General features: G+C 73.3%; 16 protein-coding genes. 11 read left to right on the top strand and 5 right to left on the bottom strand.

All coding sequences use genetic code 11. From position 1 onward, the window contains the following. The first annotated feature begins 34 nt into the window (after positions 1-34). The gene (locus tag ACYSMR_RS01040) at positions 35-949 is read left to right on the top strand and encodes an NAD(P)-dependent oxidoreductase (protein ID WP_461747113.1); all 915 of its coding nucleotides are present in this window, start codon (positions 35-37) and stop codon (positions 947-949) included. A 339-nt stretch (positions 950-1,288) separates the two neighbouring features. Here ACYSMR_RS01040 and ACYSMR_RS01035 read toward each other — a convergent pair whose 3' ends face one another. Beyond that, positions 1,289-1,501, bottom strand: coding sequence for a hypothetical protein (locus ACYSMR_RS01035; RefSeq protein ID WP_461747112.1), 213 nt, complete (start codon positions 1,499-1,501; stop codon positions 1,289-1,291). A gap of 402 nt (positions 1,502-1,903) precedes the next feature. On the opposite strand from ACYSMR_RS01035, the gene ACYSMR_RS01030 reads away from it, so the two are divergent. The 3 genes from ACYSMR_RS01030 to cls all read left to right on the top strand — a co-directional run bounded on the left by ACYSMR_RS01030 (position 1,904) and on the right by cls (position 6,754). Beyond that, complete coding sequence (locus tag ACYSMR_RS01030; RefSeq protein WP_461747111.1) at positions 1,904-2,860, top strand: ABC transporter ATP-binding protein; 957 nt, start codon at positions 1,904-1,906, stop codon at positions 2,858-2,860. Further along, entirely contained in the window at positions 2,860-4,098 is a 1,239-nt protein-coding gene (locus tag ACYSMR_RS01025) for an ABC transporter permease (RefSeq protein ID WP_309126246.1), read from the top strand. The genes ACYSMR_RS01030 and ACYSMR_RS01025 overlap by 1 nt, the downstream gene beginning before the upstream one ends. A 1,210-nt stretch (positions 4,099-5,308) precedes the next feature. Next, positions 5,309-6,754 (top strand): cardiolipin synthase, encoded by a 1,446-nt coding sequence (gene cls, locus ACYSMR_RS01020; RefSeq protein WP_461747110.1) that lies wholly within the window; start codon positions 5,309-5,311, stop codon positions 6,752-6,754. A gap of 97 nt (positions 6,755-6,851) precedes the next feature. On the opposite strand, the gene ACYSMR_RS01015 is transcribed toward cls, so the two are convergent. Continuing rightward, on the bottom strand, positions 6,852-7,361 hold the full coding sequence (locus ACYSMR_RS01015; protein ID WP_309125193.1) for a hypothetical protein: 510 nt from the start codon (positions 7,359-7,361) through the stop codon (positions 6,852-6,854). Positions 7,362-7,897: 536 nt separating this feature from the next. Between ACYSMR_RS01015 and ACYSMR_RS01010 the strand changes: the two genes are divergently transcribed. The 4 genes from ACYSMR_RS01010 (at position 7,898) to ACYSMR_RS00995 (ending at position 12,947) form a co-directional block, all read left to right on the top strand. Continuing rightward, the gene (locus tag ACYSMR_RS01010; RefSeq protein WP_461747109.1) at positions 7,898-9,877 is read left to right on the top strand and encodes an APC family permease; all 1,980 of its coding nucleotides are present in this window, start codon (positions 7,898-7,900) and stop codon (positions 9,875-9,877) included. Beyond that, entirely contained in the window at positions 9,874-11,403 is a 1,530-nt protein-coding gene (locus tag ACYSMR_RS01005; RefSeq protein ID WP_461747108.1) for a sensor histidine kinase, read from the top strand. The genes ACYSMR_RS01010 and ACYSMR_RS01005 overlap by 4 nt, the downstream gene beginning before the upstream one ends. Further along, positions 11,400-12,083, top strand: a complete 684-nt coding sequence (locus tag ACYSMR_RS01000; protein ID WP_251333318.1) for a response regulator — start codon at positions 11,400-11,402, stop codon at positions 12,081-12,083. Before ACYSMR_RS01005 ends, ACYSMR_RS01000 begins: the two co-directional genes overlap by 4 nt. Positions 12,084-12,155: 72 nt before the next feature. Then, positions 12,156-12,947 (top strand): potassium transporter TrkG, encoded by a 792-nt coding sequence (locus tag ACYSMR_RS00995; RefSeq protein ID WP_461747107.1) that lies wholly within the window; start codon positions 12,156-12,158, stop codon positions 12,945-12,947. Positions 12,948-13,845: 898 nt separating this feature from the next. On the opposite strand, the gene ACYSMR_RS00990 is transcribed toward ACYSMR_RS00995, so the two are convergent. Then, on the bottom strand, positions 13,846-14,715 hold the full coding sequence (locus ACYSMR_RS00990) for an IclR family transcriptional regulator (RefSeq protein ID WP_461747106.1): 870 nt from the start codon (positions 14,713-14,715) through the stop codon (positions 13,846-13,848). Positions 14,716-14,957: 242 nt separating this feature from the next. Here ACYSMR_RS00990 and ACYSMR_RS00985 point away from each other — a divergent pair, with 242 nt between their 5' ends. Together ACYSMR_RS00985 and ACYSMR_RS00980 are read left to right on the top strand one after the other, a co-directional pair. After that, positions 14,958-15,302, top strand: coding sequence for a hypothetical protein (locus tag ACYSMR_RS00985; RefSeq protein WP_461747105.1), 345 nt, complete (start codon positions 14,958-14,960; stop codon positions 15,300-15,302). Positions 15,303-15,512: 210 nt separating this feature from the next. Further along, entirely contained in the window at positions 15,513-16,709 is a 1,197-nt protein-coding gene (locus ACYSMR_RS00980; protein WP_375142375.1) for an MFS transporter, read from the top strand. Positions 16,710-16,749: 40 nt separating this feature from the next. Here the strand turns inward: ACYSMR_RS00980 and ACYSMR_RS00975 are convergent, their stop codons facing one another. Continuing rightward, the gene (locus ACYSMR_RS00975) at positions 16,750-17,247 is read right to left on the bottom strand and encodes a hypothetical protein (protein ID WP_461747104.1); all 498 of its coding nucleotides are present in this window, start codon (positions 17,245-17,247) and stop codon (positions 16,750-16,752) included. A gap of 161 nt (positions 17,248-17,408) precedes the next feature. On the opposite strand from ACYSMR_RS00975, the gene ACYSMR_RS00970 reads away from it, so the two are divergent. After that, positions 17,409-17,999 (top strand): thymidine kinase, encoded by a 591-nt coding sequence (locus ACYSMR_RS00970; RefSeq protein WP_251333313.1) that lies wholly within the window; start codon positions 17,409-17,411, stop codon positions 17,997-17,999. A 25-nt stretch (positions 18,000-18,024) separates the two neighbouring features. Here ACYSMR_RS00970 and ACYSMR_RS00965 read toward each other — a convergent pair whose 3' ends face one another. Beyond that, complete coding sequence (locus ACYSMR_RS00965) at positions 18,025-19,206, bottom strand: PP2C family protein-serine/threonine phosphatase (RefSeq protein WP_461747103.1); 1,182 nt, start codon at positions 19,204-19,206, stop codon at positions 18,025-18,027. Between the last annotated feature and the right edge of the window lie 54 nt (positions 19,207-19,260).

Raw genomic sequence — 19,260 nt, 5'->3', positions numbered from 1 at the left:
CCGCCCCGTCCCTCACCCCGCCAGGAGAGCCCCCATGTCGTCAGTGCCACCGCTCCGGACCACCTTCATCGGCATCGGGGCCATCGGCCTGCCGATGGCCGAGCAGCTCCTGGCGGCCGGGTTCGATGTCACCGGTGTGGACCCGTTCGCCGCTCAGCGGGCGAAGGCGGCCGACCGGGGACTGCCCGCCGAGCAGACGCCGGTGTCCGCGGCCGCGGCCGACGTCGTCGTGTGCATGGTCGCCACTCCGGAACAGCTGCGGGCGGCGGCGCTGGGCGAGGCCGGGGTCCTGCGGCGCATGCGCGAGGGGAGCGTCCTGGTGGTGATGAGCACCGTAGGTCCCCGTGCGGTGCGCGAGGTGGCCGACGCCGCGCCGCCCACCGTCGCCGTGCTCGACGTGCCCGTCACCGGGGGCGTCGCGCGGGCGGTGACCGGGGAGCTGACCCTGTTCGCCTCGGGCGACCCGGCGACGATCGACCACGTACGGCCGGTCCTCGAAGCCCTGGGAACGATCGTCGACTGCGGCCCGGAGATCGGCCAGGGCCAGTCCTACAAGGCGGTGAACCAGCTGCTGTGCTCCGTCCACATCGTGGCCGCGGCCGAGGCGCTGGCCTTCGCGGACGAGCTCGGCCTGGACCCGCAGAAGGTGCTGCCCGCCGTCGCCGGCGGTGCCGGCAGCTCCTGGATGCTCTCCGACCGGGGTCCGCGCATGCTGCAGGGCCTGGATGCCGAGGTGACGAGCACCATCGGCATCTTCGTGAAGGACTCCACGCTGGTGAAGGACATCGCCGACGAGATCGGGTTCGACGCCCCCCTGGTCACCGCCGCCCAGGCGAAATACCTCGCGGCGAAAGAAGCCGGCTGGGAACGCAAGGACGACTCCCAGGCGATCCAGACCTACCGGCGGCAGTTCCCTCCACGCCCTGGCGCCTCGGGCGCTCCCGGCTGAGCGTCCGACTCGACGCGGAGGGCGTCCCCGAGCATCCGCATCCGGGAGGTGCCCGCCCCGAGCACCCGGGCGAAGGCCATCGCTGAATCCGACGGTGCACGGAGCGCCACCCCTCAGCGGGCCTGCGCCACCGGCGGTCCGGTCGTCACCGGACCGTGCGAGGGAACGGCCGGCGGTGCCGGCGGACCCGCGCGGTGGCCCGGGACGGCCGCCGCGGTCCGCAGGGCCCCCGGCGAGGAATCAGGCCGGAGCGGCGACGTCGACGACCCCGACGGTGGAGAGCGGCCACGGCTCCCCGCATCCCCAGGGCCGGGATCCTGAGGGCCGGGCCGGTGGAGCTCAGAGGAAGCGGGCGGCCACCAGAAGGATCATCCCCACCGTGGTCAGCGCCGCAGGCCCGACGAAGGCCGACAGCGCCGTGACCCGTCTCCGCCCCGGCCCGCGGGTCGTGGTCAGCCGCCGGCGACGGGCGGTCCCGGCCAGCATCGGCCACGCGGCAGCCGCCAGCAGCAGGGCGGCACTGAGTGAGATGAGTTCCAGATCCAGGGGCATGGCCATGATTCTAGGATCCGTCCCGAACCCTCCCCGCCCATGCCGGGTCTGCGCGCATCTTCGGCGGGAATGTGCTGCCCATGGCCCTCCCCGCGACAGCACAGTGCCGGCGACCACATCGGACAGGGGCGCTCCGTGGTCTCGCCGGCGCGGCCGGGGTTCCTCTGCGGGCGGCCATGTGGTGGGCGTCCGGTCCGCGGCCGTCGATGGAAGGAGCGGCGTCCCGGCGTGCAGGGACATCCGCCGCCGTGCCGCTGCGCGGGACGGCGCCCGTGAGGCCTCGGAGGCGCCGCGCAGATCCCTGTCCTGTGCCAGCAACCCGTCCGAGGCACCGGAGAAGCGTTCCTGCGCCGGCGGCGCAGCGTGCCTCCGTAGGGTGGTGGGTATGCGAAAGAGAACGACATGAGCGAGCCGCTGGTCCACATCCAGGACTTCCGGATGGCCTTCGGGAACACCACCGTGATCCAGGACCTGTCCTTCGACGTGCACGCCGGGGAGACCTTCGGGTTCCTCGGTTCCAACGGGTCCGGGAAGACCACCACCCTGCGGGCCCTGCTGGGGATCTACCAGCCCACCGCCGGGACGCTGCACATCGACGGCAAGGTCTTCGAGCCCGCCGACGGGGCGAAGCTGGGGTACCTGCCGGAGGAGCGGGGGCTGTACAAGAAGGAGCCGGTGCTCGAGACGATGGTGTACTTCGGCCGGCTCAAGGGCCTGGACAAGCACGCCGCGAGGGCCTGGTCATTGGAGTACCTGGAGCGGGTCGGGCTGGCCGAGAAGGCACAGGTCCGGTTGGACAAGCTCTCCGGGGGCCAGCAGCAGAAGGTGCAGCTGGGGGTGACGATCATGAACGCCCCGCAGCTGCTGATCCTGGACGAGCCGACGAAGGGCTTCGACCCGGTCAACCGCCGGCTGCTGATGGACATCATCGAGGACCAGCAGCGCGCCGGGGCCACGGTCGTGATGGTCACCCACCACCTCGAGGAGGTGGAGCGTTTGTGCGACCGGGTGATCCTGCTCAAGGACGGCACCTCCCACGCCTACGGCACCGTGGGGCAGGTGCAGGAACAGTTCGGGTCCACCGTCTACCGGGTCACCCACACCGGCGCCATCCCGGCCTCGCCCCGCTACACGGTGGTCAGCACCGAAGCGGCAGGTCACGACCGGATCTCCCGGCTCGCCCCTGCCCCGGGTGCGGACGGGACGACGGTGCTGGCCGAACTCGTGGGCGGCGGAGTCGCGGTGTCCGGGTTCGGCAGCCAGCGGACGTCGTTGGAGGAGGTCTTCCTGCGGGTCTACGGCACCGACACCCTCGCAGCACGGACCAGCGGCACCGAGACGGCGGGGGTGGGGGCCTGATGGGACGCCACAACCTCTCCACCGTGGTGGGCTTCGAGCTCACGCGCACCGTGCGCAAGCGCGGGTTCTGGATCGCGACCCTGGCCATCCCGGTGGTCATCGCGATCATCTTCGCCCTGTCGTTCACCGCCAACACCTCCATCAGCGATTCCGAGGAGGCGCAGAAGGACGCGCAGGTCTCCTTCGCCTACACGGACGCCTCCGGGCTCATCCCCGCGGAGCTGGCCGGCGCCTTCGGGGGGACGCCCGCCACCGACCCGGATGCGGCGCTCGAGCAGGTCAAGGCCGGGGAGCTGGACGCCTACTTCGCCTACCCCGGCGACCCGGCCGCCGCGCCCATCGAGGTGACCGGGGCCGACCGCGGGCTCTTCGACAACGGGGCCTACGACGCCGTCGCCCAGTCCCTGCTGACCACCGCGGCCCAGCAGGAGATCGGGGATCCCGCCCTGGCCGCGGCCGCAGCCGGAGACCTGAGGGTGGAGGCCACGATCTACCGGGCGGGGGAGGCCACCGGCGGGTTCAACGACGCCGTCGCCCCGCTGCTGCTGCTGGTGGTGTTCATCCTGGTGATCATGCTGCTGTCCAACCAGATGCTGTCCTCCACCCTGGAGGAGAAGGAGAACCGGGTCACCGAGATGGTCCTCACCACCGTCGACCCCACCACCTTGATCCTGGGCAAGATCGTGGCCCTGTTCGGGGTGGGGCTGGTGCAGGTGCTGGTGTTCCTCGCTCCCGTGGTGGCGGGCTACCTGTTCTTCCGCGACAGGCTGGCGATCCCGGAGGTGGACCTGTCCGAGGTGCAGGTGGACGCGCCCACCATGGTGGTGGCGGTCCTGCTGCTGGTGGGTGGGTTCGTGCTGGTCACCGGCGTGCTGGTGGCGATCGGGGCGATCATGCCCACCGCCAAGGACGCCGGGGTGGTCTTCGGGCCGCTGATCTTCGCGATGTTCGTCCCCTTCTACATCGTCAGCCTCATCATCAGCGACCCTCAGGCGCTGATCGTGCAGGTGTTCACCTACTTCCCCCTCACCGCTCCGGTGACCGCGATGCTGCGCAACGCCCTGGGCACCCTCGAGCCCTGGGCGGCCGGGGTCGTGATCGCCGAGCTGTTCGTGCTCGGGGCGGTGGTGCTGCGGGTGGCCGTGCACCTGTTCCGCCACGGCTCCACCGCCTACACCGACAAGCTCGACCTGCGCGCCGCCCTGGGCCGTACGCGCCGGGTGAGGGCCGGCCGGTGAATCCTCCGCTCGCCCCGCTCCCGCCGGGTGTCGGGGCGAGCGGCCCCGGCCCCGCGGCACCTCGAGCGCCGGGGCCGGAGCCGTTCCGGTCGGCAGGGGGCCTGGACCGCTGCGCGGAATTCCTCGGCCGGACCGTCCTCGGGTCCGGTGGGCGGGGCGTCGTGGCCGGGGGCCGTGGCGTGCTGCGTCCTCCTGGAGAAGGCCTGGTCGTCCAGGAACGCGTGGCGCAGAGGGAAGGGAGTCTGTCGGCACGGCAGGAGGGACTGGGCAGGCCCGCGCTCCACTCCCAGGCGTCGCGGTCGCGGCTCGTGCGCGGGCGCTGCCGGCGGGCCGGTGGACAGCGTCGGGCACGGTAGGGCCACGTGGCGGATGCAGTGCTCTGCACGGACGTCATGGATGTCCCGAGGGTGGAGGCCCTGCCCGCGCTGGACGTGCTGGACACCCCGGGAGGAGCGCTACGACCGGGTGGTGCGCCTGCCGCAGGAGGTCTTCGGGGTGAGGGCCGCTTCGGTGAACCTCGTGGACGCCCACTGGCAGTGGACCGAGGCGGAGGTGGTCCGGACGGGGCGGGCCACTGCGCCCGGGAGGAGTCGTTCTGCACCTGCACGATCCAGCGGCCGGAGGCGCTGGTGGTGCCGGACGCCACCGTCGATGCGCGGTTCGAGGCCACTCGGTTCGTGGTGGGCACCCCGCGCATCCGCTTCTCCGCCGGGCACCCCCTGCGGGCCCCGGGCGGGCCCCGGGCGGGGAGCGGATGGGCACGCTGTGCCTGACCGACCCTGCCCCCGGGATCTCGACCCCCGGGAACGGCGGATCCTGGCGGAGATGGCCGGGTGGGTGCAGCGGGGCTGGCGGCTCAGCACGGGCCCTCCCCGTACAACGACCAGCAGCAGACGACCGACCGGGTCGGGGCGGCCGCGGAGAAGATGCTGGCCGACACCGGCGCCTTCGTGACGACCTTCCCCGCCCGCGTGGACCCGGCCGCCGGCTGGTCTCCTCCGGTCCGCCGAGGTTCCGCCCGGGAGGCGTGGCGCCAGGAGAACCCCCGTGGGCTCCGGCGACGCGGAGCACACGGGCCGTCGCCGAGCCGCTGCACCGGACGGGCCTGCCGCGCTCGTGCCGAGGCCGCACGTGCCCGGATCGGGGCGACTTCTGCCGGTGCGCCGCCCGGGCCTGGGTAAGCTCCGTGGCCATGGGGTGGATACACGTCGTGACGACCGTGCTGGTCACCGTCGAGTACGGTCTGAAGCTGATCGCCGTCGGAACGGTGCCGGAGAACCGCCGCCCGTCGTCGTCCTCGGCGTGGTTGCTGCTGATCCTCTTCGTCCCGGTCGTCGGGTTCCCGTTGTACTGGCTGATCGGAAGCCCCTACGTGCGCGGGCGCAGGCACGCCATCCAAGCGGAGGCCAATCGGCGGCTGGCCGAGCACGCCGGGCATCTCCCCTCGATCCCCCGGGGCGTCGAGCCCTCGCCGGTGCTGGAGTCCGTGCTGCGCATGGCCCGCCGGCTCACCGCGCTGCCGTGCGTCACCGGGACCGACGAAGGGCTGTTCGGTGACACGCACGAGGCGTACGCCGCGATGACGCACGCCGTCGCCGCCGCCCGCAACTACGTGCACGTGGAGTTCTACATCATGGCGTGGGACGACACCACCGACCCGTTCTTCACGGCGCTGTCGGAGGCGGCCGGGCGGGGCGTGAAGGTGCGCCTGCTCATGGACCACCTCGGCTCGCGCAAGTACCCGGGCTGGAGGACGTTCCGCCGCCGTCTGACGGAGGCGGGCATCGACTGGCACCTCATGATGCCGATCGACCTGTTGCGCGGCCGGTGGCGGCGCCCCGATCTGCGCAACCACCGCAAGCTGCTGATCGTCGACGGCGAGACCGCCTTCGTCGGCTCCCACAACGTGATCGACCCGGCCTACGGCAGCGCGAGGAACGCCCGGGCGGGGCGGCGCTGGAAGGACCTCACGATCCGGGTCAGCGGCAACATCGTGCTCTCGGTCGAGGCGGTCTTCGCCACCGACTGGTTCACCGAGACCGGCGAGCGGCTCGACCCCCGGCAGCACTTCGTCGAGAAGCCCGAGCTCGTTCCCGGCGGCCCGGTCAACGCCATGCAGCTCATCCCGTCGGGGCCCGGCTTCCCCTCCGAGCCGAACCTCCGGCTCTTCACGTCCCTGGTGCACCTGGCCGTGGAGAAGGTGGCGATCACCAGCCCGTACTTCGTGCCCGACGAGTCGCTGCTGGCCGCGATCACCACGGCGGCCTACCGGGGCGTGCGGGTGGAGCTGTTCGTGGGGGAGGAGGCCGACCAGTTCCTCGTGGGGCACGCCCAGCGGTCGTACTACCGCGCCTTGATGGAGGCGGGGGTGCACATCTACCTCTATCCTGCGCCGACGGTCCTGCACGCGAAGTACCTGACGATCGACGACAGCGTGGCCGCCATCGGCTCCTCGAACATGGACTTCCGGTCCTTCACCCTCGACTACGAGATCATGCTGCTCGCCTTCGGGGGGGACCTGGTGGCACGTCTGCAGGCCAACGACGCGCAGTACCGCGCGGTCGCGCACCCGCTGTCCCTGGAGGAATGGAGCAGCCGGCCCTGGTACCGGCGCTACCTCGACAACGTCTGTCGGCTGACCTCCGCCGTCATGTGATCCCTCGAGCACGCCTCCTCGGCGGGTCCTGGGCCCGGGAGTCCCGGCCAGGCGCCGGTACCCGTGTGGTGGAGGACGTCCGGGAGTTCCGGGGCCGCTACTCCGGGGCGGGGTGTCCTTCCGGGGACCCCTGCTCCGCGGAGGACAGGGGGGCCGGAGCTGCGGTGGGAGACGTCGCACGGGGGCAGGAGTCGATCCCGAGGCATCTGCTGGCGCTCATCACCTCGCTCCGGAGCTCGTCCAGATCCACGGCATCGCCTTCGCGCAGCCCGTGGGTCCGCACCCACGCCCGGGCGGCGAGCCACACGGCGTCACAGCCGTAGTCCGTGTCGGGATGGGCTGCCCCGACGCGGGTCTGGACCGGGTGGGCGGGGTTCTCACCCGTGAGCGAGAGGACGGCGACCGGGCTGGAGCCCAGGCCCACTTCCCCGCGGACGGAGACGATGGTCCGCCCGTGGAAGACGTCCCCGGGGCGCAGATCCCACGCGCGGTGGACGGCGGTGCACTCCGCCGCGGTGGGCTGTCGCGTGAAACGCTCCGCGGCGGGCGGCAGGGGCTCCTCGCTGACCTGAGGTCGAATCCGGTGCCCTCCCGGTTCCCGGTTCATCGAGGACCTCCTTCGCCGGTAGCCGCTGCTCCGGTGCAGCCGGCGCCAGGGACGACGTGGTCCCACGAGCATCCCAGAGCACCCGTTCACAGAGAACAACGGGCGGATATGTTGCAGGGCGTCGACGGGGCCGGCTCCACGAGGCTGCACCGTCACCTCACCGCCCCCGTCGGGCACCAGCCTCCCGGCGCCAGAGGTGTAAAGCCGGTGCTAAAAAAGACCCCGATCCCATTAGCGCGGCATTAAGAAACGCACAATGGGCCTGGCGGGGGTGTGGACTGTCCTCCAGAGATGTCCTGTCCATGGGCGCGGTCGGCGGCGACGAAGGGAGCCAGCGTGGACGTGTGCTGCGCAGCACCCCTGTCGTCGCCGTGCCGGCCCGGGGTCGGCCACCCCTCCCCGGTGTCGGCGGGGCACCTGCCCGCCCGCCCCGTGCCGGCGGGAGGCGGCGGCGGACCCGCCACCCCGGTCCGCGGCACGAGGCGGACGGCCGTGCCGGCCACTTCGCGCCGGGACCGGATGTGAGAAAGCAGATCATGGATCGTTCGACGACGTACACGATGCCGGCCAGCGTGCCGCGTCCTGATGGCAAGCCCGCCCCCCGGCGCCCCGTGGTGCGGTGGCTGTCGGCCCACCGGGTGGCCCCGGTGGGTCCGGGCGCTGCCGAGGCGGAGCACCACGAGCAGCCGTGGTGGAAGGTGATGTGCCTGACCGGGGTGGACTACTTCTCCACCCTGTCCTACCTCCCGGCCATCGCCGCCCTGGCCGCCGGGGCCTTCTCCCCGCTGGCCACCCTGCTGATCGTGGTGCTGACCCTGGCCGGGATGCTGCCGATGTACCGCAGGGTCGCCCAGGAGTCCCCGCACGGGCAGGGATCGGTGGCGATGCTCGAGCACCTGCTGCCGTTCTGGCGGGGCAAGGTCTTCGTGCTGGTGCTGCTGGGCTTCGTGGCGACCTCCTGGATCATCACCATCACGCTGTCGGCCGCCGACGCGACCGTGCACCTGGTGGAGAACCCGCTGGCTCCGCAGTTCCTGCACGGCCACCACGTGGCGGTGACCGTGGTCCTGCTGCTGATCCTGGGCGCGGTGTTCCTCAAGGGCTTCACCGAGGCCGTGGCCGTGGCCGTCCCGCTGGTGGGCGTGTTCCTGGGGCTCAACGCGGTGATCATCGCGGTGGGGCTGTGGGAGATCGCCACCACCTCCGGCGCCCTGTCCGGCTGGACCCAGGCGCTGGCCTCCACCGGGGGAGGCCCCGGGGAGGTGGTGCTGCTGTCGGTGCTCGCCTTCCCGCTGCTGGTGCTGGGGCTGTCCGGGTTCGAGACCGGGGTGTCGATGATGCCCCTGGTCGCCACCCGCGGGGCCACCCCGGCCGAGCACCTGGTCTCGCGGGTGCGCAACACGCGCAAGCTGCTCACCACCGCGGCGCTGATCATGAGCGTCTACCTCATCGGGTCCTCCTTCGTGACCACGGTGCTGATCCCCGCCGAGGAGTTCGCCGAGGGCGGGGCCGCCAGCGGCCGGGCCCTGGCCTACCTGGCCCACGAACACCTGGGCGAGGGCTTCGGCACCGTCTACGACGCCTCCAGCATCCTCATCCTGTGGTTCGCCGGGGCCTCGGCGATGGCCGGGCTGATCAACATCGTGCCCCGCTACCTGCCCGGCTACGGCATGGCCCCGGAGTGGGGCCGGCTGGTCCGGCCCGTGGTGCTGGTCTACACCACCCTGAGCATCCTCATCACGGTGGCCTTCGACGCCGACGTCAATGCCCAGGCCGGGGCCTACGCCACCGGGATCCTGGCCATGATGGTCTCCGGGGCCGTGGCCGTGACGATCTCCTGCTGGCGGGGCCACCGGAAGAGGGCCGCGGCCGGCTTCGCCGTGCTGACCCTGGTGATGGGCTACGCCCTGGTGGAGAACGTCGTCCACAAGCCCGACGGGCTGACGATCTCCGCCTTCTTCGTCGCCGGGATCATCGCCGTCTCCCTGATCTCCCGTGTCCACCGCACCACCGAGCTGCGGGCCGACCGCATCGACTTCGACGAGGTCGCCCGCCGCTTCGTCCTCGACTCCCTGGCCCACGACGGACGGCTGCACATCATCGCCCACAAGCCCCGCGGCACCAGCGGGCGCCGCTACGCGGCCAAGGAAGCCGTCCAGCGGCTGGTCAACCCGGTCCCGGGCACCGCCGGCGTGCTCTTCCTCGAGGTGGCCATCAACGACCCCTCCGCCTTCTCCGAAGTGCTGGAGGTCCACGGGGCGGAGATCGACGGCCACCGGATCCTGCGGGTCTCCAGCCCGGCCGCCCCCAACGCGATCGCCGCGGTGCTGCTGGCCCTGCGCGATGCCACCGGGGTGATCCCCCACGCCTACTTCGACTGGTCCGAGGGCAGCCCGATCACCCACCTGCTGCGCTACCTGCTGCTGGGGCAGGGCGACACCGCCCCGGTGGTGCGGGAGATCCTGCGCGAGCACGAGCCCGACCCGTCCCGCCGGCCCCGCATCCACGTCGGATGACTACGATGGACGCGTCCCACCGCGCACGACCTCGGCCCCGGGAGGAGACCGTGGTGGGCGGGCGGGCCCGGGGGGCGGCCCTGAGCGGGTCCCGTCGGCTCACCGCGTGGACGCTCGCCCTGGGCGGGTCCGTGGCCCTGGCCGCGGTGTTCCTCCGGGCCGGCACCGGCACCGATGCGCTGACCCTGAACTTCCTGTGCCACCTCACCCTGGTGGTCTTCGTCGCGCTCGTGGGCGGCTGGTGGCCGGCGGTGGCCGCAGCCCTGCTCGGGACGATGCTCATCAACTGGTTCTTCACCCCGCCCACGGGGATGCTGATCATCCACGAGCCGTTGAACATCTGGGCGCTGGTGCTGTTCCTGCTGGTGGCCGCCGGGGTCGCCCGGGTCGTGGACATCGAGGCCCGCCGCACGGCCGAGGCCCGTGCGGCCCGTCACCAGGCGGCGGTGCTGTTCGAGCTGGCCGGCGGGGTGATCAGCGAGGGACTGAGCGTGCGGGCCCTGCTGGACCGGCTCCGGCAGTCCTACGCTCTCACGGGGGTCGCCCTGGCGACACGTCCCCCCCGCTCCACCGACCCTCAGCAGTGGAGCGTCCTGCTGGCGTCGGGCCGTCAGGCCACGGGTCCCGCCGACTGGGACCTCACCGTGACCGTCGACGAGGAGCACGTCCTGCTGGTCGACGGCTTCTCCGCCGAGGATCCCGAACAAGGCATCGTGGAGGCCTTCGCCGGGCGCATCGGCGCCGTGCTGCAGCAACAGGCCCTGGACGAGGCCCGGCTCCAGGCCCGGGAACTGGCCGCGGGCAACGCCATGCGCACCGCCTTGCTGGCGGCGGTCTCCCACGACCTGCGCACCCCGTTGGCCGGGATCAAGGCCTCCGTGTCCAGCCTGCGGATGCAGGACGTCGTGCTCAGCGAGGAGGACACCCGGGAACTGCTCGCCAACATCGAGGAGTCCGCCGACCAGCTCGCCGAGCGGATCGACGACCTGCTGGACATGAGCCGCATCCAGTCGGGGCACCTGGTGGTCCACCGGGTCCCTCTGGAGTTGCCGGACCTGGCCGAGAGCGCGGTCCGCAACGCCGCCGGGCCCGAGCAGCTGCACCGGATCAGCATCGACATCTCCCTGGACACGCCGCCCGTCCTGGGCGACCACGGACTGCTGGTGCGGATCATCGCCAACCTCGTGGAGAACGCCTTGAAGCACAGCACCGTCAGCCCCGTGACCCTGCGGGCGGCCACCGCGCCCGGCTCCGTTCAGCTGCGGATCATCGACCACGGCCCCGGGGTGCCCGCCGCGGACCGGGAGCGGATCTTCCAGCCCTTCCAGCGCCTGGGGGACCGGGACAGCACCACCGGGATCGGCCTGGGCCTGGCCGTGGCCCGCGGGCTGGCCGAGGGCGTGGGCGGGCAGGTGCGCGCCGAGGCCACCCCGGGCGGCGGGCTGACCATGGTCCTGACCCTTCGGGCGGCCTCCCCGCCCGCCGGGCCGGCGGCGGCCCCCGAGGCCGGGGAGGTGGACCGGTGAGCGCCAGCGTGCTCGTGGTCGAGGACGATCCCCACATCACCCGGGCCCTGCTGGTGAACCTCCACGCTCGCGGCTACCGGACCCACCAGGCCGCCACCGGGCGTCAGGCCCTGGACGTGGCCGCCCACGAGCACCCCGACGTCATCCTCCTGGACCTGGGGCTGCCCGACATGGAGGGCCGGCAGGTGATCGAGGGCATCCGCGGGTGGTCCCAGGTGCCGATCATCGTGGTCTCGGCCCGCAGCGAGTCCCACAGCAAGGTCGACGCCCTGGACCGCGGGGCCGACGACTACGTGGCCAAGCCCTTCGCCATGGACGAGCTCCTGGCCCGCCTGCGCGCCGCGCTGCGCCGGGCCCAGCCCGACCCGGCCCAGGCCGTGGTCACCACCTCCGACGGGCGGGTCCGCATCGACCTGGCCCAGAGGTCGGTCAGCGTGGCGGGAGCACCGGTGCGGCTGACCAAGCTGGAGTGGCGCCTGGTGGAGGTCTTCGCCCGCCACCCCGACCGTCTGATCGGGCGCACCGAACTGCTCACCACCGTCTGGGGGCCCGCGTACGGCGAGGAGGCGAACTCCCTGCGGGTCTACATGTCCCAGATCCGCGCCAAGCTGGAGCCCGAGCCCTCCCATCCGCGCTACTTCCTCACCGAGCTGGGCATGGGCTACCGGTTCACCCCCTGATCACCCCCTGATGACCCCCACCCGTGAATCCGGAGGCCCCGCGGGCCCCGCAACGACCGGAAGCTGTTGCTGATGCCGCTGGAAGAGACCCTGTACCGGGCCCGGATCCGGCGCCTGACCAAGGCGGCCGGGCACCGCCCACCACGCCGGCGCACCCCCGAGGCCCGCCCGGACCCCGGACCCCGGCACACCGCCGGCGCCCAGCAGACCAGCACGGCGAGGATCGCCCGGATCATCGCGGGCGCCTTCGGTGCGGCCCTGCTGATCGGCACCGCCCTGCTGATGCTGCCGATGGCGAAGGCCGGGGAGGGCGGGGCATCGTTGCTCCAGGCCCTGTTCACCGCCACCTCCGCGCTGTGCGGGTCCGGGCTGGCCGTGGTGGACACGCCCACCTTCTGGACCCCCTTCGGCCAGGCCGTGATCCTGGGCCTGGTCCAGGTCGGAGGGTTCGGGGTGATGGCCTGCACCACCGTGCTGGGCGTCCTGCTGGCCCGGAAGCCCGGGCTCGCCTCCCAGGCCCTCACCTCCGCCGGGAGCGGGAGCACCGGCTGCGGCGGCATGCGCCGGGTGCTGCTGCGCATCCTGGCCACCTCCCTGGTCATCGAGGCCGCAGTGGCGGTCATGCTGTTCCTGCGCTTCCTCACCGGCTACGGCTACCCGGCCGCCCAGGCGCTGTGGCACGGGGTCTTCCACGCGGTCTCGGCGTTCAACAACGCCGGTTTCACCCTCTACACCCTGTCCCGGACGGACTTCGTGGACGACCCGTGGATCATCCTGCCCATGGCCGCCGCGGTGATCCTGGGCGGACTCGGCTTCCCGGTGCTCTGGGAGCTGCGCCGGGAGTGGAGGCTCCCGCGCAGATGATCGATGAACACCCGCATCGTGCGGCTGGCCGCCCCGGTGCTCCTCGTCCTGGGCACGGTGTGCCTGCGCGCCGTCGAGTGGGCCGACCCGGCCACCCTGGGCCTCTGGCGCCGGGGGAGAAGCAGCTGGCCGGGTTCTTCCCGTCCGCCATCGCCCGCCGCCGGGTTCAACGGCATCGACATCGGGGGGCATGAACCCGGTCTCCTGGCTCGGGCCGGACATCCTCGGGCTCATCGGCGGCCCCGCCGGCGGGCTGAAGGTCACGACCTTCGCCGTGCTGGGCCGCCTCGCCTGGTCCTGGGCCGGCTCGGGCCCACCACCGTGGCCATCGCCATCGCCATCGCCGCCCGCGCCGGCCCGTGCTCTCCGCACTGCCCGAGGAACGCCCCCTGATCGGCTGAGCCCGCGCTGCTTCCCCGCCGGCCGTCCGCTCCTCACCAGCTGCGGAGGACCCCCATGTGCTCCGCTGCACGCCACGACCTCGCCCCTGCCGGCCGCCCCGAGCACGACAGGGGCGTCTGGTCCGCCCACCTGGTCCGCGGCCGGGTCCTGCCCTTCGCCCGGATCGACGAGGGCTTCGCCCTGGTCCGCTGCGCCGCCCCGGGGAGAGCCGGGTCCCGGCCGGACCGTCCACGGTGCCCGGCGAAAGGGACCAGGTCCTGGTCACGGGGCCCACCGGCAAGGCCGAGGCCTTCAGCACTCTCGCCCGAGCACACCGCCCCACGACGGCGCCCCCGGCGCCGCGCTCCCGGGCTCGACGGCGGCGTCGTGAGCACCCCCAGCAGCCCGAAGGCGAGAGCCTGAAGCGCGGCGGCGCCAACGCGGCGAGGACGCCGACGGTTCCCGGGACACCGCCCGGTGGGGGCTGACGAGCGGTGTCCCGGTCGTGACCGGGTGCTCAGCCGCGGCTCTCCGGCACGTAGCCCATGCGCGCGCTGATCCTCAGGCCCGCCTCCTGCAGATCGCCCAGCAGCTCCTGGATGGTCCCCTCGGTGAAGCGGAACGCCGGGCCCGAGATGCTCACCGCGCCGACGACCGTGCCCAGGTGGTCGCGCACGGGGACGGAGACGGCGTTGAGCCCGATCTCGTACTCCTCGAGGACCGTGGCGTAGCCCTGGGCGGCGACGTCGAGCAGCTGCTGCTCCAGCTTGCGGCGCGACGTGATGGTGCGGCCGGTGTGGGCGGTGAGCCGGTTCCTGGTGATGAGCCGGTCCCGCTCGGCCGAGGGCAGGGCGGCCAGCAGGACCTTGCCGCTGGACGTGGCGTGCAGCGGGGTGAGGCTGCCGATCCAGTCGTGCGTGCCTAGCGACGTCGGGCCGATCTCCTGGGCCAGGTTCACGGCGACGCCCTCCCGCAGGACGGCGAGGTTGACCGTCTCCCGGTGCTCCTCCGCGAGCCGGCGCATCTCCTCCCGGGCCTCCGTCACCAGGCTCAGCCGCGCGGGGATGGCGTGCGCCAGGCGCAGGATGCCGAAGCCCAGCTGGTACTTCCCGCGCTCGCTGTTCTGGACCACCATGCCCCGGCTCTCCAGGGCGCTCAGCAGGCGCGAGGCCGTGGACTTGTGGACGCCCAGTTCGTCGGCCACCCGGCCGACGCTCGCGCTGCCCAGGTGGCCCAGCAGCTCGAGCACGGTGATGGCCCGGTCGACGGACTGGACCCCGCCGGGATGCGCCCCCTCGGTGCCGTTCTCGTCGTGGACGTCCGGGTCGTGGTCGACCGTGTCGGCTCCGGCCGTGGCGTGGTCCGGCTCGTCGGTGCGACTGTGCACGAAACCATCTCCTTCGTCGTAGGGCGTGCGGCGGGGTGCAGGGGGCGGGGAGCACCGGGCAGCGCGTGCGTGGGACCAGGATATCGGTGTCGCCGGGGCCCGGAGCGGGCTGTTTCGACAGCCTGCTTCCCATCTGTGATCCGGCTCTCTATCCTGGGAGGGGACAGCGTCGTCGAGCCCCCGTCCGGCACCGGGGCCCGTTCCCGGGCCCGGTGCGCTCGAACGCCAGGAGGTCCTCCGCCATGTGCGTCCCCGCACTGATCCCGCTCCCCGCCCCGAGCCCCGCCGAGCTCCTGCCGCCCCCGGCGGCCGGCGACGGCGCGGAGCCCGACCGGTCAGCGCCCTCCGCCCGGCTGGGCCGCTACCGCGTGCGCGCCGACCGGGCCGGGCCGAACCTGCGTGCCGGTGAGCTCGTGCTGTGCGTCCCGTACGAGCCGGTCGCCCTGGGCCTGGTGGTGCTGGTGCGCTGCGAGGCGGACGGGCACCGTCCCGGCGTCCTCCTCCCGGCCGAGGAGCTCGAGTACCTCGAACCGGCCCACGGCCGCTTCGGTCCCTGCACCTGGGACGAGCCCGGCGTCCGCCCCTGACCTGCCCTCCCGCGGTGCGGTGCTGCACGGGGGCACCCCGCCGCCCGTCCCGGTGCGCCCGGGGGTGCACGCCGGGGTGCCCCGGGTGGGAGATGATGGACCGGGGGTCCCCGCGCGTCCGGCCGTACGACGACGGCCGGGCCCCGTCCGGTGGGAGCCGCCGGACGAGACCCTGGAGAGCCGAGGACCATGCACCGTGGTGAGCCGCCCGTGACCCGACGCGCCCGGGGCCGGGTGCCCCGCGGATGGCTGCTGATGGCCTGCATCGGCCTGGTGGCCCTGGCGCTGCGCACCCCCATCGTCGCCGTCGCCCCGGTCCTCGGGGACCTCCGCGCCGATCTGGGGCTCTCCGCCGCCGCGGCCGGTCTGCTCACCACCATTCCCGTGCTCTGCTTCGCCCTGGCGTCCCCGCTGGTCGCGCCGGGCATCCGCCGCTTCGGCGTGGAGTTCTCGATCACCGCGACCCTGCTCGGCGTGCTCGCCGGCATGGTCCTGCGGTCGGCGGGGACCACCACGGCCACGATGCTGGGCACCGTGGTCATCGGGCTGGCCATCACCGTCGGGAACATCGCCGTGCCCCTGCTCATCCGGCGCGACTTCCCGCCGCGCCGCTACGGAGCGGCCACCGGCCTCTACACCGCCGCCCTGAACATCGGCTCGACCCTCGCGGCGCTGCTCACCGCTCCCATCGCGGCCGCGGCGGGATGGCGCATCGCCCTGGCCTCCTCGGCGGCGGCCGTGGTCGTCGGCGTGGGGGTCTGGCTGCTGACCGTCCGGGGCCGAGGGGCGCTGGTGCCCGCGCGCGAGCCCCGGCCGGCCGGCGAGGCGGTGCGCCCCCGGGGCGGCCGGTGGGCCGCCGCCGGCCTGGCGGCGGGGTTCGCCGGGCAGGCCTTCGCCTTCTACGGCGTCACGGCGTGGCTGCCGACGCTGCTCGTCGACGTCGTCGGGATGACGACCGTCGCCGCCGGAGCGGCGTCGTCGTTCTTCCAGGTGTTCGCGATCGCCGGCGCGCTCGGTGTTCCCCTGGCCGCCCGGCGGCTGAGCACCGTGACCGTGGCCGCCGCCGTCGGGGTGACGTGGCTCGCCCTGCCGCTGGGCCTGCTCCTGGCTCCCGCCCAGTGGTGGGCGTGGACCGCCCTGGGCGGGGTGGCGCAGGGCGGCGGCATCACCGTGATCTTCATCGCCATCATGCAGCTGGCGCACGACAGCGCCTCGGCCGGGCGCCTCTCGGCGGTGGTGCAGGGGACCGGCTACGGGGTGGGGGCCCTGGCTCCGACCGTGCTCGGCTTCGTGCAGGCGCGCAGCGGCTCCTGGTCGGTGTCCCTGCTGGTCGTGCTGGCGGCCACGGCCACGTACCTCGTGTGCACCACGCTGGCGGTGCGCGGCGTCGCGGCGCGACGCCGCTAACCCGGACCGGCCGGGAGGACCGGCGACCGCTCCGGGCCGGTCATCGGCCCCTGGGGTCGTCGGCGGCGAGCCGGTGCCTGGCCACCACGGCCCAGAACTGCTCCTGGGGGATCTCGTCGTAGTCCTGGCCGATGGGCGTGAGCTCGTCGATGATCCCGGAGACGTCGTAGTGGGCGTGCACGTCGGCGTCGCCGGTGAGCAGGTTCGCGGCGATGCTGTCCTCCACGTAGGCCAGCTGGTCGTGGCCGGTGTAGGCGCTCAGCACGGCGTCCGCCCACAGCTCGTCGAAGTCCGGGTTGCCCTCCGTCACGATGTGCGTGGGGCAGTGGGCGTCCTCGAGGTCGGAGGACCCGCCGGCGGAGTCGCCCCACTGCACCCCGTCGGCCTTGGAGAAGCGGGTGCCGTCGTCGACGGTGACGGTCCAGTGCGACTCGTCGACGACCGTGCGCCGCTCCGTGGAGCGGCCGTGGCCGCCGCGGACGACGACGGCGCGCGTGCCGACGGCGGTGGCCCCGCCGTAGTTGTAGTCGTGGTCCACTGCCAGCCCTTTCCTCGGTGGGTGCGGCCGGGGTGGCCCGGCCCCGCGCTCCCGGCGCCTATATTAGGACGCGCGTTCGACACCGGCACCCGGCCCGACCCCCCCAGGAGCACCACGATGACCACCTCCGCCACCCCCGCCCGGCACCGCAGGGGCGCCTGATGGGCAAGCTCTACTTCCGCCACGGGGCGATGAACTCGGGGAAGTCCACGGTCCTGATCCAGGCCGCGCACAACTACGAGGAGCGGGACCAGAAGGTCCTGGTCGCCAAGCCGGCGATCGACTCCAAGGGCGCGGACACGGTGGTGTCCCGTCTCGGCGAGTCCCGGCGGGTGGACCTGCTGCTGGGCCCCGGGGACCCGGCGCGCGCCCTGTTCCACGCGGCCGTCCGGGAGCACGGCCCGGTGCACTGCCTGCTGGTGGACGAGGCCCAGTTCCTCACCCCCGGACAGGTCGACGACCTGCTGCGCATCGCGGTGCTCGACGGCGTGCCGGTGCTCGCCTACGGGCTGCGCACGGACTTCCGCACCGAGGCGTTCCCCGGGGCGGCGCGGCTGCTGGCGCTGGCGCACACCGTCGAGGAGCTGCGCACGATCTGCCGCTGCGGGTCCAAGGCGATGTTCAACGCGCGGCTCGTCGACGGGGCGTTCGTCTTCGAGGGGGACCAGGTGGCCATCGACGGCCAGGAGGCCTCCTACGAGTCGATGTGCGCCGCCTGCTACCTGCGCCACTCCGGCGGCCGCCTGCGCTGAGCGCCGGTCCTGACGGCGGCCGGCGTCAGGCGGGCTCGCGGCGCAGGGCCAGGACGGTGACGTCGTCGGGGTGGCCCCGGGTGCGGGCGTAGGCGATGGCCCGGTCCACCAGTCGGGCCGCGGTGGCCTCGGCCAGCCCGGCCCGGGCGGCCGCCTCCAGGGTGTGCTCAAGGGTGGGGAAGAAGTCCAGGAACCCGTCGGAGACCACCACCAGCAGCTCCCCGGGGGCCAGGGTGGTGGTGTGCAGCGGCCAGGTGGTCTCGGGGAAGATCCCGATCGGGGGCCCGGAGCGGTGCAGCCGGCGGTACCCGTGGGGACCGAAGACGAAGGCCAGCCCGTGCCCGGCGTCGATGTAGTCCAGCACCCCGGTGGCCGGGTCCAGGCGGGCGGAGAAGGCGGTGACGAACGCCCCGGTGGCCGACAGCAGCTCCTCGGCGGCGGTGGCGGTGCGGTGGACGGTGGCGGCCTGGTCGTTGAACTGGGCCGCGCCCACCAGCATGGCCCGCACCGAGGCGGCGATCAGGGCCGCGGGGATGCCCTTGCCCATCACGTCGGCCACGTGCAGCTGCAGGGCCCCGCCGGGCAGGGTGTGCCAGGCGAAGAAGTCCCCGCCGATGGCCTGGGTGGGCACGCACCGCCCGGCGAGCTCGTAGCCGTCGACGACCGGGGCGGTGGCGGGCATGAGGACCTGCTGGACCTGGGCCGCGCGGTCGAGCTCCTGCTGGGCGGCGAGTTCGCGCTCGACCCACCCGGCCATCTCCTGGAGCATCTGCCGGTCCCGGCCGCTGAGCTCCCGCGGGTCGGTGGCGAACAGGCACAGGGTGCCCACCGCCTCCCCGCCGGGGGCGTGGACGGGCTGGCCCGCGTAGAAGCGGATGCGCTCGTCGCCGACGACGAAGCGGTTGGCGCGGAAGCGGGGGTCGACGGTGGTGTCGGGCACCACCAGCGTCCCGGGGGAGCGCACGGTGTGGCGGCACATGGAGTCGCCCGGGGGGATGCTCTCCAGCCCGTCGAGGCCGACCTCGGCCTTGGTCCACTGCCGGTCGGCGTCGATGAGGTTGATCGCGGCCATCGGCACGTCGAAGACCTGCTGGGCCAGGCGCACGATCCGGTTGTAGCGCTCCTCCCGCGGGGTGTCCAGCACCTGGAGGGCGTGCAGCGCCTCCACCCGGGCGTCCTCGGCGCGCTCCACAGCATCGATCGACATGCATCCACCCTACGGTGCCCGGCCGCCGCCCACGGACGGCCGGCCCGTGCCGGC

This window comes from Kocuria sp. U4B (genome assembly GCF_054875615.1).
This window is presented reverse-complemented; position numbering and strand designations above follow the sequence as displayed.

Bases quoted from the DNA above. Each gene is read 5' to 3' on its own strand.
- ACYSMR_RS01005 (WP_461747108.1), top strand. From the start codon at position 9,874: ATGACTACGATGGACGCGTCCCACCGCGCACGACCTCGGCCCCGGGAG.
- ACYSMR_RS00985 (WP_461747105.1), top strand. From the start codon at position 14,958: ATGTGCGTCCCCGCACTGATCCCGCTCCCCGCCCCGAGCCCCGCCGAG.
- ACYSMR_RS01025 (WP_309126246.1), top strand. From the start codon at position 2,860: ATGGGACGCCACAACCTCTCCACCGTGGTGGGCTTCGAGCTCACGCGC.
- ACYSMR_RS00970 (WP_251333313.1), top strand. From the start codon at position 17,409: ATGGGCAAGCTCTACTTCCGCCACGGGGCGATGAACTCGGGGAAGTCC.
- ACYSMR_RS01015 (WP_309125193.1), bottom strand. From the start codon at position 7,361: ATGAACCGGGAACCGGGAGGGCACCGGATTCGACCTCAGGTCAGCGAG.
- ACYSMR_RS01030 (WP_461747111.1), top strand. From the start codon at position 1,904: ATGAGCGAGCCGCTGGTCCACATCCAGGACTTCCGGATGGCCTTCGGG.
- ACYSMR_RS00995 (WP_461747107.1), top strand. From the start codon at position 12,156: ATGCCGCTGGAAGAGACCCTGTACCGGGCCCGGATCCGGCGCCTGACC.
- ACYSMR_RS01010 (WP_461747109.1), top strand. From the start codon at position 7,898: ATGGATCGTTCGACGACGTACACGATGCCGGCCAGCGTGCCGCGTCCT.
- ACYSMR_RS00965 (WP_461747103.1), bottom strand. From the start codon at position 19,206: ATGTCGATCGATGCTGTGGAGCGCGCCGAGGACGCCCGGGTGGAGGCG.
- ACYSMR_RS01040 (WP_461747113.1), top strand. From the start codon at position 35: ATGTCGTCAGTGCCACCGCTCCGGACCACCTTCATCGGCATCGGGGCC.
- ACYSMR_RS01035 (WP_461747112.1), bottom strand. From the start codon at position 1,501: ATGCCCCTGGATCTGGAACTCATCTCACTCAGTGCCGCCCTGCTGCTG.